The 13005-nt window shown below is 42.5% G+C and carries 18 protein-coding genes; 10 read left to right on the forward strand and 8 right to left on the reverse strand.

Annotated features, from left to right (window positions below; translation table 11 throughout):
• The first annotated feature begins 120 nt into the window (after window positions 1-120).
• The 4 genes from ACSV5M_RS14475 to ACSV5M_RS14490 all read left to right on the forward strand — a co-directional run bounded on the left by ACSV5M_RS14475 (window position 121) and on the right by ACSV5M_RS14490 (window position 2323).
• Window positions 121-576 carry a MarR family winged helix-turn-helix transcriptional regulator gene (locus ACSV5M_RS14475; RefSeq protein WP_439176950.1) on the forward strand — a complete coding sequence of 152 codons (456 nt, stop codon included), beginning with the start codon at window positions 121-123 and terminating at the stop codon, window positions 574-576.
• 139 nt (window positions 577-715) lie between these two features.
• Entirely contained in the window at window positions 716-892 is a 177-nt protein-coding gene (locus ACSV5M_RS14480; protein ID WP_439176951.1) for a hypothetical protein, read from the forward strand.
• A 143-nt stretch (window positions 893-1035) separates the two neighbouring features.
• Complete coding sequence (locus tag ACSV5M_RS14485; protein ID WP_439176952.1) at window positions 1036-1683, forward strand: C39 family peptidase; 648 nt, start codon at window positions 1036-1038, stop codon at window positions 1681-1683.
• 31 nt (window positions 1684-1714) lie between these two features.
• Window positions 1715-2323 (forward strand): DUF4019 domain-containing protein, encoded by a 609-nt coding sequence (locus ACSV5M_RS14490; protein ID WP_439176953.1) that lies wholly within the window; start codon window positions 1715-1717, stop codon window positions 2321-2323.
• On the opposite strand, the gene ACSV5M_RS14495 is transcribed toward ACSV5M_RS14490, so the two are convergent.
• Entirely contained in the window at window positions 2311-2610 is a 300-nt protein-coding gene (locus ACSV5M_RS14495; protein ID WP_439176954.1) for a hypothetical protein, read from the reverse strand. The two genes, ACSV5M_RS14490 and ACSV5M_RS14495, sit on opposite strands and share 13 nt — an antisense overlap.
• A 178-nt stretch (window positions 2611-2788) precedes the next feature.
• Window positions 2789-3526, reverse strand: a complete 738-nt coding sequence (locus ACSV5M_RS14500; protein ID WP_439176955.1) for a class I SAM-dependent methyltransferase — start codon at window positions 3524-3526, stop codon at window positions 2789-2791.
• 460 nt (window positions 3527-3986) lie between these two features.
• Here ACSV5M_RS14500 and ACSV5M_RS14505 point away from each other — a divergent pair, with 460 nt between their 5' ends.
• From ACSV5M_RS14505 to kwaB, 6 genes are all read left to right on the forward strand, one after another.
• Window positions 3987-4535: an AAA family ATPase gene (locus ACSV5M_RS14505; protein WP_439176956.1), complete on the forward strand. Its 549-nt coding sequence runs from the start codon at window positions 3987-3989 to the stop codon at window positions 4533-4535.
• A complete protein-coding gene (locus ACSV5M_RS14510; protein WP_439176957.1) occupies window positions 4532-6223 on the forward strand; it encodes an adenylosuccinate synthetase in 1692 nt (563 codons plus the stop codon). Before ACSV5M_RS14505 ends, ACSV5M_RS14510 begins: the two co-directional genes overlap by 4 nt.
• On the forward strand, window positions 6213-6863 hold the full coding sequence (locus ACSV5M_RS14515; RefSeq protein WP_439176958.1) for a DUF7002 family protein: 651 nt from the start codon (window positions 6213-6215) through the stop codon (window positions 6861-6863). The genes ACSV5M_RS14510 and ACSV5M_RS14515 overlap by 11 nt, the downstream gene beginning before the upstream one ends.
• Complete coding sequence (locus tag ACSV5M_RS14520) at window positions 6838-7353, forward strand: NUDIX hydrolase (protein ID WP_439176959.1); 516 nt, start codon at window positions 6838-6840, stop codon at window positions 7351-7353. The genes ACSV5M_RS14515 and ACSV5M_RS14520 overlap by 26 nt, the downstream gene beginning before the upstream one ends.
• Window positions 7354-7568: 215 nt before the next feature.
• The gene (kwaA, locus tag ACSV5M_RS14525; RefSeq protein ID WP_439176960.1) at window positions 7569-8159 is read left to right on the forward strand and encodes an anti-phage protein KwaA; all 591 of its coding nucleotides are present in this window, start codon (window positions 7569-7571) and stop codon (window positions 8157-8159) included.
• Window positions 8156-9130: an anti-phage protein KwaB gene (gene kwaB, locus ACSV5M_RS14530; protein ID WP_439176961.1), complete on the forward strand. Its 975-nt coding sequence runs from the start codon at window positions 8156-8158 to the stop codon at window positions 9128-9130. The genes kwaA and kwaB overlap by 4 nt, the downstream gene beginning before the upstream one ends.
• A gap of 178 nt (window positions 9131-9308) precedes the next feature.
• Here the strand turns inward: kwaB and ACSV5M_RS14535 are convergent, their stop codons facing one another.
• The 6 genes from ACSV5M_RS14535 to ACSV5M_RS14560 form a co-directional block, all read right to left on the reverse strand.
• Window positions 9309-9983, reverse strand: coding sequence for a hypothetical protein (locus tag ACSV5M_RS14535; RefSeq protein WP_439176962.1), 675 nt, complete (start codon window positions 9981-9983; stop codon window positions 9309-9311).
• A gap of 111 nt (window positions 9984-10094) precedes the next feature.
• Complete coding sequence (locus ACSV5M_RS14540) at window positions 10095-10352, reverse strand: hypothetical protein (RefSeq protein ID WP_439176963.1); 258 nt, start codon at window positions 10350-10352, stop codon at window positions 10095-10097.
• Between the two features lie 587 nt (window positions 10353-10939).
• On the reverse strand, window positions 10940-11479 hold the full coding sequence (locus ACSV5M_RS14545; RefSeq protein WP_439176964.1) for a hypothetical protein: 540 nt from the start codon (window positions 11477-11479) through the stop codon (window positions 10940-10942).
• Window positions 11480-11498: 19 nt separating this feature from the next.
• The gene (locus tag ACSV5M_RS14550; RefSeq protein WP_439176965.1) at window positions 11499-11864 is read right to left on the reverse strand and encodes a hypothetical protein; all 366 of its coding nucleotides are present in this window, start codon (window positions 11862-11864) and stop codon (window positions 11499-11501) included.
• 8 nt (window positions 11865-11872) lie between these two features.
• On the reverse strand, window positions 11873-12556 hold the full coding sequence (locus tag ACSV5M_RS14555; RefSeq protein ID WP_439176966.1) for a hypothetical protein: 684 nt from the start codon (window positions 12554-12556) through the stop codon (window positions 11873-11875).
• A gap of 63 nt (window positions 12557-12619) precedes the next feature.
• Complete coding sequence (locus ACSV5M_RS14560; protein ID WP_439176967.1) at window positions 12620-12988, reverse strand: energy transducer TonB; 369 nt, start codon at window positions 12986-12988, stop codon at window positions 12620-12622.
• Window positions 12989-13005: the final 17 nt, after the last annotated feature.

Here is a 13005-nt window from a genome sequence, read left to right on the forward strand (position 1 = left end):
CGCACAAATTAGCTGACACTGCTAATATTTACGACAAATAAATACGCACGTATATAAATATTCGTGCGAATATATATGCACATATATATTTGTGTCAAATGTTATCGCAACGGAGGAAATATGCCTGAAGATGTACTGTCTACACCAGGGCATTTAATAAGTCTTGCCGCGAGGGGGTTCTCACGCCTCAGCGAATCACGCCTCAAGCCGCTTGGCTTCGGCATCGGTCAATTACCTGTATTAATAGCGCTCCAGGACGGAACTGCCAGCACACAGCGAGACCTGGCCAAATTCGCCAAGGTTGAGCAACCTCCGATGGCCCAAATGCTGACAAGGATGGAAAGGGACGGGTTGATTGAGCGGAGGCCTGATCCAGTGGATGGCCGAAGCAGCCGTGTAGTCATCACAAAGAGCGCAAAGAAGCGAATGCCAGAAGCAATTAATATATTGCTTCAAGGAAATAGCGAAGCGATGACAGGATTTACATCCGCAGAAAAGCAACAGCTCACGGACCTGCTTGTACGGCTAATCAGCAATTTAGAAAACATGGTCAATAGTGAGGTTCCAGCGCGTTAATGTGCAAATTTTATTTGCGGTTTTGATCGAAAAATAAAAGGATGACAGGCGCGAAAAGTTTGTGAATGACTTCGCCAAAGCCTGGAACAAAGTGATGATGCTTGATTGGTTTGATGTGAATTAAGTGAGTTGAATTGGTGTGGCCAGTAAACACCTGCCCGATCTGGGCACCGCCAAACGCTTTGCCGATATCCTGAATGCACCAACGGCGCACCTGTATTGCCCGGAGGATGACCTGGCGAAGTTGTTGCTGGAATTGAATAGGTTGACCCATCAGCAACGGGTGGCTTTGTTGAAGAAGATCAGGAAGGAATGAGAAGAGAAGCGCCTAAATAATCCATAATCGATTACCAACTGGTCTGAGAAAAATCCATAGGAATACCTATAATCAAGTGGCTTCACTATTTTTATGCGTGAAGACAACGCTATGTCTTAGCGGACTAAATATGGAGGTTTCCCATGCATAGAATCAGATTTGGTATTTTCTTCTCCCTGCTATTACTTTTTTCTTCCATAGCAAAATCACAACAAGATTACTACCCCTCATTCCATTATCCTCAGCCGCAATATGTGGGGATACTGTCTCATCAAATGGACTTTGTGGCTGCAGCTCAACGGAATTCACAATGGTGCTGGGCCGCTGCTATACAAATGGTCCTTAATTACTACGGCATAAACATCAATCAAGAACAGATTGTATACCGCACCTACGGTGCAGACCCTTATGGGCAGCTTCCCAATTGGGCAGGAAGCCTGGATGCAATAACAAGAAACCTTAATAACTGGAGCATCGATAACTACGGCAGGCCCTATCGAGTCATGGCATCACTTAATTGGGGAGCCCCCACACCCGAGGTGCTACTTCAGGAGCTGGGCCAAAACCGACCCGTCATTGTTGGCTATAAATCAGGCCCAGACACCGGACATGCCGTCGTTATCACCGCAGCCAGCTATGTTTATACTGCTCAAGGATTAATTATTCAGACCGTCGTGGTTAGAGATCCGTGGCCGTCATATATCAATATTCAGAATAGAGGCCGCGTAGAGTATGCGGGTGCAGATATCGCATCGCTCATGCAAGCCTATTGGTATATCCGGGTTCATTAATACTTGATCAAAATATTCCGGCGGAAACATTATGAACGAAAGTTTTGAGATTGTGCGCATTTTAGGGTTGGGAACTATCGGGCTAGGGTTCCTGTTAGCAGTGATGGCCTTCCGTTTACTAAACGCAGAGCAGAATTTGGATAATCCAAGGGAAAACATACTGAGTGCAACCAATCGTTTCATGATATTTTCGTTCAGTTTATGCATCCTGGGTATTTCGTCTGAACTCTTCCGAGCCTACCACACTCCAGCACCACAACCACAGCAAGGGCTCTTCGCTTTTCTTTCCCCCGGCGAACAACAAGGAGCAAAAAAATCAGCAGAAACGTTTTTGGAAAACATTGATAGTAGAAATTTTGATGCCGCCTACAGCGAAAGCTCAAAGAAGTTTCAACAATCCCTCTCATTGAGCGAGTTCAGCATGCAAGCTGAATCAACATTGAATTTTACTGGCGAACTAAAGGCCAGAAGATTTCATATGGCACAGAAGGGAACCGGGACAACACCTGATGGCTTGTCAACATTTTATTACATCACTTTTGCATCGTCATACGAGAAGATCATTAACGCCATAGATACCGTCACAATGATAAAAGACGATAACGATGATTTTAAAGTTATTGGCTATTACAAAAACTGAAAGTTATTTCCATGCGGCGGATGGACTTCCTGGATTTCACTAGACGCCCGGGAAGTCCAGGTTGATAAGTCGGTAACCGACGAAGCCTGATCAAACTTGTCAAACCACGCCAGAATACTCAGCTGCTCTTCCACCTTCGCATTGTAGAATGTGTACAAGATGTCAAAGCTCGCCGAGCTGCGGCACAAGCCTTGAATCCGGCTATTGAGCATTCGTAAATTCGACAAGACCTTTTTCTTCGCCGCCTTTACTTCGATAGCGTCCTTTCCAATTACTAACTTTGTCACGGTTCGTCCCAGAAATGAGTTAAAGGGGCATACTAGAGCATAACGTTTTGAGCGCCAATGGCAAAAATCGATACTTTTTGTAGGATATGTCCCACAAAGAGCGTAACGCCGATAGTAACAATCGGCTGTTGTCGCCACTGCGGGGCTGGGCTTTTGTGCGAGGGATAAAAGAGCCGTGCTACGACGCCTCAACAATAACCGCATGGGGCCGCTTGAGGTAAGGCACTAAAAACGCAGGCGCCTTATCTATATCCGCATATTGCGCCGGTACCGGATTCTTGTGTTTGATATGGGTAAAACCTGCTTTGGCGAGAGCATCGTATAACGACGCGAACGACCAATAACAAGCCGTGACCGTTGCATTGAAGTTGTCGTAAAACAGATCCAACCGAACATCGACATTTTCCTGATGCGCCGGTTGTTGTGTTAATGAAAAACCATATTGAGCGTAATACTGCGGGTCAGGCTCATAATCGGGATGGATCGGCAAGGTCACCAGGCGACCACCCTGCTTGAGCACCCGCGCCATGTTTGCACACATGCGATCCAGCTCGGACTTGCTGCGAGCGTAAGGCATCACATACACCGACAACACCAGATCAAACTGTCCATTCAACGATTCGGATAACGCATTGGTGTACTCAATACCCAATGGATTCTCGCTTTCACGTTGTTGCCCGTGGGCGAGCATGCCTTCGGCCACATCAAAACCGACCACCCGCCTCGCACCCAGGCGCTTGAGAATCCGGGAATAGGTACCATCACCGCAACCAAAATCCAATACATCCTTACCGCGTACATCGCCGAGGGTTTCCAACACACTGGGCGTTTCTATCTCCTTACGAAAAGGCCAGGAGGCCATATCTTCATACAGGCTGGATAAATCATCGAACTGGCTGTGCGTCGTTCCGGACATGGGTGGCTCCTGCGTGTGGTGGTGGGTATTTAGTGGCGAAATTCAATAAGCGTTAATCTGCAACACGCAAATGTCAACAGCCAAAACCTACCGTTATTTTCTTTTCACTACGACATGGTGATTTGCGTTGCTCAAAGCCGAAGCGTATCCACTACCGCTGTAATATTCTGTAATTGCTTTTTCAAAAACAGCCATTCCTGAATAAATAACAAATAATCAATTACTAACTGATCTGAAAAACTATCAATAAGCGTATGGCGCGACAGTTCACAATAAGCTTTAATAAAAGCCTAATGTGACGACCCAAGAAGTACATTCGATTAATTCTGGAATTACCCAAGGGCTTCTATAGGTTACACCTGATAGATTTCAAAGAATTCCGATATCGCCCTGAATTTATTGAAATATAGATTAACGGTACACCAGCACAGATCAGACCAGATCGTAAAGGGAAGTAGCCATGAAACGATTGCTACTATTAAGTGGGGCAATGGGTGCTGGAAAAAGCACTATCGCACTAGAGCTAAAAGAAAAACATTCATTCCAACCTATAAGTACCAGCGCATTTCTTCGCACACTTCAAAATACTGCACACACCTCAAATAGCCGCCTCAGCCTGCAGGATTTAGGGGATAGGCTGGATTCAGAAACCAACTTCTCTTGGATAATAAATTCTGTTGCCGAACCGATAATAAAAGAAAACATCGGAACAGATAATTGGTTATTTGATGCAGTCAGAAAAATCCCTCAAGTCAATCTCTTAAGACACCAGTATGGCCCAGCAGTCAGACATGTGCATCTTGTTGCACCAGAGATCGAACTTCAGCGTAGATATCTTAAGCGCAATACACAAGAAACAAAGGCCAATTATCTCCTTGCAATTGAGCATCCCAATGAGGTTTCTGCAAGATCTTTAAGCTCGGTAGCTGATCATACATTTGATACTACAAAGTTTTCAAAGGAGGAAATCACTAAAGAAATTCTTGGCTTTTGGGAATATGAGCTATGAGTAGACAAATCGTAGTTATTACAGGAAAAGCTTGTAGCGGAAAAAGCGAACTTGCCGATAGACTAAAAAAGAATTTTGGTTTCTCTATCATTCGAACCCGTCAAACGAATAGCGAAATTGATGAGATTGAAGTAGAAAGGAGATCTGGATTAAATACTGCTGAGCAGCCAGATGAATCGACATCTTTATCAATCATTTCTCGTATACAGAATCAAATTGAAAGTGAGCTCAAAGAAATTTCTGTTGTTATTGATTATCTCAGTGACTATAAACAGGTAATGGAGTTTAGGAAAATTTACCGCGAAAAATTGATACATGTCCATTTGTATGCCAGCACTCAAACTTTACATGAAAGATATAATAAAATTCAAGGCTCAATTAATAGCTCACTGCCTTACGATGACATCGATTACCTGAAGGATGAGATAATAATAAATTCTCTTAGAAAAGATGCCGATGTTCGAATCAATACAGAACGCTCCGATTCGGATGACACCTTAGTGCGAGTTGCCGCCCGACTCCACCTCTTTACTCCACCTGAAATTCGGTGCGTTGATGTACTGATAGGAGGCCAATATGGCAGCGAAGGAAAGGGAAATGTAGTCTCATTTCTAGCCCGAGAGTATGACGTAATTGTGCGAGTGGGTGGACCAAATGCAGGTCATACTGTAGCAAGTATTAACGGACCATATACCTATCATCATTTACCCTCTGGCTCACGTGATGTGAATGCTCGCTTACTTCTTGGCCCCGGAATGACAATTCATCTTGAGGGCTTGCTTAAAGAGATTAAGGAGTGTGAAATTGGTCCTGACAGGTTATTCATTGATCCACAGGCTACCATTATTGAACACGAAGATAAAAAAACTGAAAATGACGGACACTTGGTTTCAACTATTGCATCCACAGGCAGCGGTAGCGGCGCCGCTGTCACGCGTAGAATTCTTGAACGCGGGAAGTCAACAATACGATTGGCTCGCGATGTTAATGAGCTAGCACCATTCGTCGGTAGTCCCCGAAACTACCATGGCTGTACGATAGATAGACTTGAAGATGCTTATAGAAATGGCCAATCTGTTTTACTTGAGGGAACTCAAGGCAGCGGCTTAAGTTTGTTTCATGGTACATATCCTTATGTAACCTCACGCGACACAAATGTTGCCGGGTGTCTCGCTGAAGCTGGCATATCTCCAAGTCGTGTACGAAAAATATTAATGGTCATTCGACCAATGCCCATTCGGGTAGGAAACCCTGATGGAAGTAGTAAACACTCGTCAGGCCCACTTAAGCATGAAACGACTTTCGATGAAATTGCTCGCTGGGCAAAGCTTGATCCAGAAGAGTTGCATGGCGCTGAAAAGACCTCTACCACTCACCGTAAGCGCCGTGTCGGGTGGTTCGAGTGGGACCAATTTCGCAAAGCTTGCGCACTCAATGCTCCAACGGATATCGTTCTAACGTTCGCAGACTATCTATGCTCCACCAATCGCGAGGCTCGTCGTTTTGAGCAACTTGATTCAGAAACAATAAAGTTTATCGAAGAATTAGAGCGCGTATCACAAGCTCCCGTCTCTCTTATAAATACTCGATTTGCACGTGAAAATGATGGAACCAACGATCTACGATCTGTAATTGATAGGCGTAATTGGACCGGACGATCAAGAACGGGAAAACGAAATGAAAGTTGAAAAAATTGTTGAACTTTATCCACGCTTATATCACATGGCTGAACGTGATTCTTGGGAAAGCATCAAAAATCTTGGCTTGCTTAGCACGAGCGCTGTGCTTGATTACTTCTCGGTCACTGGAAATGAAAGAATACCCTTTGAAAGCGAACAGCGAAAAACAAAAATGGGAGTTCCGCCAGGAGACGGTTCAAGGATCATTCTTCGCGACCAAAAGCCTATGCCTAGAAACAGATTGATGATGGCATTAAAAGACGGCACCACGCCTGAGGACTGGTATAGGCTTATAAATAATAAAGTTTTTTTTTGGACCAACGAAAAACGCCTTGCAGGACTATTGAACGCCAGAGATTATAGAAGCCTAGAACATGATGTTCTCACTATTGATACCGAGCCTTTTATCCGGGCTTTTTATGAACGAATATGGCTCTGTCATATGAATTCTGGCAACACTTGGCCATGGCCGCATATACGAGGAAGCGACACATTTTGTCGGATCCCTGATTACCCTATAAAACGCTCAGGAAACCCTTACAAAGAAGTTGTTGAATTGGTCGTAGACTATTCGGTGCCCAACATTTCAGATTACGTCATAGAGGTCCGTCGGATTAAGGGCGATGAAACATATGGAAGGATCTTGTGAAAATGTTATTTTATTCAATTCCCATATGACTGATTTTAGCAAATTTCGTCGCCGTTTATCCTCCAGGGTATTAGTCATTAGCCCTCTTTCTCGCATACTGTTATTTCGATTTGTATATAGAGACGGCCCATTGTCAGGAAAGGATTATTGGGCCACTCCAGGAGGGGAGTTGAAATCTGGAGAGTCGTATGAAGAAGCTGCGATTAGAGAGCTCAGAGAAGAAACAGGCTTTTTGGTTGCCTCTGTTGGTGAGCCTGTAGCAGACAGAGAGCTGCTATGGAAAATGCCAAGCGGTGAAGACGTTATATTAGTTGAAAAATTTTTCTTCGCTTATTCAATTGATGAGAAAATATCTATGAAGGGCTGGTCACCCAATGAAATTAAAAACACTCGTGAGTTTAGGTGGTGGTCTGCTGACGACTTGAAGAATACTTCAGACAATATTTATCCTTTAGATTTAATTAACATATTAAGTATAGGCAATGCTTGACCAGATAGATGCAATTAAGCTTCAACAATTAAAGACATAAAGCTGAACAAGCGCAGCGAAGGTACAAAATTCACTAAATCGCTCCAAGGGCGTGGTCAATCAATTATGACCAAATCAAGAAAGTTAATTGGAGTTCTTGACAATTAAAATGATCTTTAAGTTTAAGACCCTTTTAATCCGGTATTTTTATCTTCCAGAAAGAGATTCGGAAAAACGTGAAAATAAGCGAAATATGGGAAAAATTTGAGCTTTACATACTTTCGTTATGGTTGCTTTTCTTTTTGATAATAGTTGTTACAGCTGACATTCCTACTTGTTTTGGTGAAAAATGTGATTTTATTGGCTGGAAGCAATTGGTTGCTAGCAATGTTATTCCGATTGTGTCTTTAGCTTTTTTACTTCTCGGAGCCTTTTATTACTTTAGATTTGATTACAGAATTTCGGGTAGCAAGAGGCTATCAGTAAAGATCGAGAAAGTTGAAGATCTTAATTATGAACATCTGACCTTCTTAACCACCTATATCATTCCTCTAATTTGTTTCAATTTAGAGAGCACTCGCTACGTTTTTTCGTTGATGTTCCTATTGATTATAATTGGAATAATTTACGTGAAAACCGATAAGTTCTATGCCAACCCGACTTTGGCTGTACTTGGGTACAGACTGTATAAAGTGACTGTATCTACACGAACCACCATAAGACAAGATATCGTTGTTATAACAAAAGATAGACTATTAGAACTTGATCAAATACGAATACTAGAGCTGGATGAAAAAGTTTATTTTGTAAGGAAAATAGGAAAATGACAATTGATAATCTTAAAGCAAAGATTTCTAATGTTTTAACCTCCGATGGCTGTTCTGCTGAATTTTTCTTCCTTTTAGATAACGGAGGAGAAATGAACATAAAATCGGTGGACATCAATGACAAAGACCACTCTGAATTAGAGGGTATTTTTATACGTTCAGTTAGTGACACAATACTTTTAAATGATGATCTTTCACTAATACCGCTCTCTAGTGCGGACGATAGAAAAGATGCAGTTTATGAGTATGATTTAGATGATATTCCACAAGAACTTTCATATCTAATGCACATCATTGAAAATGAAAATTTCCATACCTTTGATTTAAAATCTGACGATTTGTCCCATCTTGAAGGGATATTAATTCTAATAGGGAACCAAGATGTCCAACTTGCATTGTATAAACATCAATATCCGATAACGCTTTTAAATAAAGATAGTGGCTTTAGCTTAATGAAGCCAAACGGTGAAAATAGATTTAAAAAACTTGATGCTGATATATTAAAAATAAGTTCAAAATTTGAATTTATAAGAATCGATGATCATTACTATATTCTAGACATAAAAACACTGGAGCGTTTTTTCGGATTTCATGATGCAGTTAAGAATGTTGCAGAAAAGGGCGTTGCAAACATAAAAAATACAGAACTAGTAGAGGACTGCACTGTTTTGGAAGCAAGACTCCAAGATATATCGTTTTCAAGAAAACTAGTTAAATCAGCAAGCAACTCTCCCGTTCTTGGAAAAATCCCAAATGCCCAGATTATAAATTTTACACGCAACCATCCGGCGCTACGAGGAAAGTTTCAGTACAGCGCCAATGGATCTCAGATAAGTTTAAATACAAAAAAATCACAAAATCTCTTTCTAAAACTATTAAACGATGATTTTTTGCAATCTGAATTAACGAGACTATTCTATGACAGTATCGCAAAAGATAGTGTTGGTGAGATAGAGGTTGAAATAGCATAAAACTGATGGATTTGAGAGGGATGTCAACTTCTAGTGATAAATGCCTTCCGTCAATAGCTTATTTTGGTGGAAGGCATGGATAATAAGTAACTCGGGGAACGGTTGCGAGTAATCTGAGTACGGTAAGGCATGACTCAGCTGGACGTTGCTGTTGCGCTTGAGAAATATGGTCTATCGATTAATCTCGCCGCACTGGCTGGCTCTTCTTATTAAGCGCGAAGATATATGAATGAACTCGCTGCGGAAAATAAGTAACCTCTCCCGCTTCCGGGTCAATAGCAGCGCAATTCCTGGAACCACAGCCAAGGTAAAGCAGGTGTTTAACTTCTCCATCAATATTAACTTCAATAAAATCTGAAGGCCTATATTCTCCATTTTCAAGTTTGGTTATTATTTTCTCAGCATCTTTCACGCCAACCCTTTCGATATGGACCAACGCAATTAGCGCCACTACAAGAGTAAAGATGCAAGCACCAATAAAGTTGGTATAGTGTTTTGCGCGTTCCTCAATGAATATGTCTTTTCGTTTACCCATAAGGCACTTGCGTATCCTTACATATCGCCGCTTGGCTCTGATATTACCTCGCATCCAGTCAATGACGCTGGGTAAAGCCAGGTACGAGTAGAAAAGGAAAGCAATAAAAAGAATCGCAAGAACAAGAAGGGCTGGAGGAAAGGCGGTGAGAAAACCTATGTATAAAGTCTGATGGAAGTTTCGGTCTAACATGTTTACATCCAACTTGAGTGTAGATGTATAACCACCAAACCTGGCGGTGCCAGAAGCGTATAAAAAGGCGGTTACTACGGCGAGGGCAATTGCGCTATCAATTAATCGTTCGTTGGAAGCGGACATTATGAATCTCCTTATTAATTTAACTATGGGTCGGTAAAACTATAATCAGCCGCTACAAATCAAGAAATCTGTAACGGCTGGTACAGATGGGCTTTGATGCAGGCCAATGCACTACATTTTTACATGCAACTCCTGCAACCAATTATCAAAATGCTGGGACTTATCTCGAAGCGCTTGAGCAAAGCGCTCCAATCCATGGGCACTCACTTTATCCATTGGTTTGCCGCTCAGGGCGTGGAGGCTTACGGATTCACAGAAGAAAGCGCAGTAATTGTTGAATGCTGAAAACTCGTCGCACAGGCTTACAAATTCGCTTTTTATGGAAAGCGGTTCGTCGTCTGGATTTGGCGGATTGTTTATTTCCAACATGGCTTGCTCCTTAGCTGTTGGTGGATTTAAGGCCCATGTGAAGATTTGTCGGTCGCTTTCCACTAGGGGCAAACGGTTTAAGCAAGGAACGGGAGAGCAGAAGGGAAGGAAAGAAATAATTGAGCATAATGACGTCCTGTATGTTTTAAGTTTGATATCGGCCCAGTTAGTAGCTGGAAGCCGGGTGTCAACTAGAGCACATACAGTAGCTCCGGGCCTATTCCCCTTTCGGGTATTGTATTACGCCTCTCCACCCGGCCATAGAAATGACGGACAGCGCCTTATCGCGGACACAAAAAAACCGCAAGGCTAACGGGTGCGGAAACCGCTGTATGCTTTCTAGTACTGCGAACCTTACTGGGTGCTTTACGCTCTGTCAATCATAGGCATGATGTTGGCAGCTATTGATTAAACATGACGCAGGCAATTCGTGCGACATTTCCTACAACCTATTCCGTCTTTTGCTACTAGTCGCTCTATGTTGCTTTAGGAATAATGCATTCATCTGCTCAGCGCTTCCAATCCTGGCAGGTAAATCAAAGCCGAGCCTCTTAAGGATGAGAGATCGGCTTTTTCTTTGCCCTCACCTACTCCCGCAGCCTCTTTAATTCAGCCACTATCGCATCGGTTAACCGGTGTACATCGGCCATTTCTGTTTGGGCATCATTGCCGGTTCCCATTGTTGCAGTGGTTTTGAGATTGCTGAGAAATCCTTTGTTGGTTGTCAGCCCCGATTTGGTGATGCGCCCTATTTCCTCATCGTCCTCCAGAATCGCGATGCTGTAGCCCACAATTGGGTTGGTTACTGATTTAGAGGGAAACGGCGTGTCCTCACCGGCAAAGCGACGCTGGTAATTAATAACAATTGAAACCGGCACCGCATTCGCTTCATGAGCCGCCATCATGCCATCGTTTTCCAGGGTTTCTGCAATGCCTTCATAGGCCAACTGGGACAGTTCATCCTGGGTGGGATAACCTTCAACCTGCCTTTTCTGGCTTAAATTGAATGTGAAATCTTTGACCAGGAATTTCGCGTCGGCAGCGACTTTGGGAGTGGTTACCTTCGGAGCGGAAGCACAACCCGCTAATACTGCAACAACACATAAAAACGCAAGATGCTTGAACATCGTTTACTCTCCTTAAATATTAAGCCTGTAGTTCTCTTTTAAGTTCCAACAAGTATCCTCTATACCCTATCAGGTAAATGGTAGCGATCAGAAAAAACATAAAGGATAGAAGGTCCAGCAGCCAACTGCTTGAGAAAGTCAGCAGTCCTGTCAACGACGACAACGCTCCAAGAGCAGACACCACAGCTGCAACGTAGGATGAGAATATAGAAACGTTATGAATGTGCTTGTCACGGCTGAATAGAACCAGCGAACAGCCAATTAACATAATTGAAAATGTCAGAAAATAAGCCCGTATGGGTTGAGCGCAGCCTAGCCCGAGCAGAGCCATCATTGCGGCTAACAGGAAATTTATTACGGAGGAAACAACGATTCCTTTTTTCATTAATTAAATTAAACCTTATCCCTTACTTCCCAAACAACACGCCCTGTTTCACTTTCCTCAATCCAGATTCGCACATTTCTTTTATTCACCACAACTCCATCATCCATATCAAAGTAAACGAAGTAGTAACCTGGAGAAAGATTCAGATCGGGGACTGAGTAAATACCTAGATCACCTCGACCAAACCGCCCAGAAGAAAACAATAGAACTTTAAAGCTATGATTACCAGAGTTTACAACAACAGCTTGTTGACCTCGTATACTATGAATTCCTCGATTATTAAACTTGGGATCTCTTACAACTTCCTTTTCTGACTCAACAAGATACTTGAAGTAAAGACAAGCTATTTTTCTTGTTTTATCCTCAAATGTGTCACAGTGGGGTGTTGCCCGCTCCAATTGTTCCCTATACTCTTTTCTGAATATGCTTGGCCGGGGATTCGTAGGAACACCATCAACCTCAATGGCCGTCAACATAGTTGTTGCTGCCTCATCCGATGAGACTTCTTTTTTCTTTGCTTGAAAGAATATTGTTGCCGCCTCATCAAGAGAAAATTCTTCAAAGTAATACGCATCTGTATTTTTTACAAAAAGCTCATCCTTTTTATAGTATTTTTCCCATTGTTCCTGCTGCATTGAACAAGCAGAAACCAATAAAATCGCAAGGATTATTACTATTTTACCGTTAAACATATCTGTTCCTTTTTTAGAAAATTTCCAGAAATCTTTACACACCTAAAATCAATTACATCCACATTAGTTTTTCAGAGCAAAATCGAATCTTCTTACAACATTCGGAGTATCCACAAACTCGCCACTCTCTGACTTTCGCGGGAAATATCTAAACAAAGAGGCTGCTTTAAGCGCATTGGCTTCGAAGATACCCTTAGGATGACTATCAATTACTTTTAAATCTTCCGGGTGCCCTTTGTGAGTGACTGTGTATTCAATGACCACATAGCCTTCTATACCTTGCTTCTTTGCCTGCTCTGGGTAGACAGGGGAGACCGTTATCAGAGGGAGAGGATAAGCTTTAGGCTTAAAATCTTTGGTATTTTCTGTGCTCACAGCAGAAACACAGGAAGTTACGCACAAAACCAAAGCAATTAAATAAAAATATTTCATATTTATAACACTTTAAT

It is taken from the genome of Cellvibrio sp. ARAG 10.3 (genome assembly GCF_051846955.1).
Classification (GTDB): Bacteria; Pseudomonadota; Gammaproteobacteria; order Pseudomonadales; family Cellvibrionaceae; genus Cellvibrio.

What these genes read in the sequence shown, in the direction of transcription:
- ACSV5M_RS14475 (WP_439176950.1), top strand. Translation starts at nt 121, where the DNA reads ATGCCTGAAGATGTACTGTCTACACCAGGGCATTTAATAAGTCTTGCC.
- ACSV5M_RS14485 (WP_439176952.1), top strand. Translation starts at nt 1,036, where the DNA reads ATGCATAGAATCAGATTTGGTATTTTCTTCTCCCTGCTATTACTTTTT.
- ACSV5M_RS14490 (WP_439176953.1), top strand. Translation starts at nt 1,715, where the DNA reads ATGAACGAAAGTTTTGAGATTGTGCGCATTTTAGGGTTGGGAACTATC.
- ACSV5M_RS14500 (WP_439176955.1), bottom strand. Translation starts at nt 3,526, where the DNA reads ATGTCCGGAACGACGCACAGCCAGTTCGATGATTTATCCAGCCTGTAT.
- ACSV5M_RS14505 (WP_439176956.1), top strand. Translation starts at nt 3,987, where the DNA reads ATGAAACGATTGCTACTATTAAGTGGGGCAATGGGTGCTGGAAAAAGC.
- ACSV5M_RS14510 (WP_439176957.1), top strand. Translation starts at nt 4,532, where the DNA reads ATGAGTAGACAAATCGTAGTTATTACAGGAAAAGCTTGTAGCGGAAAA.
- ACSV5M_RS14515 (WP_439176958.1), top strand. Translation starts at nt 6,213, where the DNA reads ATGAAAGTTGAAAAAATTGTTGAACTTTATCCACGCTTATATCACATG.
- ACSV5M_RS14520 (WP_439176959.1), top strand. Translation starts at nt 6,838, where the DNA reads ATGAAACATATGGAAGGATCTTGTGAAAATGTTATTTTATTCAATTCC.
- kwaB (WP_439176961.1), top strand. Translation starts at nt 8,156, where the DNA reads ATGACAATTGATAATCTTAAAGCAAAGATTTCTAATGTTTTAACCTCC.
- ACSV5M_RS14535 (WP_439176962.1), bottom strand. Translation starts at nt 9,983, where the DNA reads ATGTCCGCTTCCAACGAACGATTAATTGATAGCGCAATTGCCCTCGCC.
- ACSV5M_RS14540 (WP_439176963.1), bottom strand. Translation starts at nt 10,352, where the DNA reads ATGTTGGAAATAAACAATCCGCCAAATCCAGACGACGAACCGCTTTCC.
- ACSV5M_RS14545 (WP_439176964.1), bottom strand. Translation starts at nt 11,479, where the DNA reads ATGTTCAAGCATCTTGCGTTTTTATGTGTTGTTGCAGTATTAGCGGGT.
- ACSV5M_RS14550 (WP_439176965.1), bottom strand. Translation starts at nt 11,864, where the DNA reads ATGAAAAAAGGAATCGTTGTTTCCTCCGTAATAAATTTCCTGTTAGCC.
- ACSV5M_RS14555 (WP_439176966.1), bottom strand. Translation starts at nt 12,556, where the DNA reads ATGTTTAACGGTAAAATAGTAATAATCCTTGCGATTTTATTGGTTTCT.
- ACSV5M_RS14560 (WP_439176967.1), bottom strand. Translation starts at nt 12,988, where the DNA reads ATGAAATATTTTTATTTAATTGCTTTGGTTTTGTGCGTAACTTCCTGT.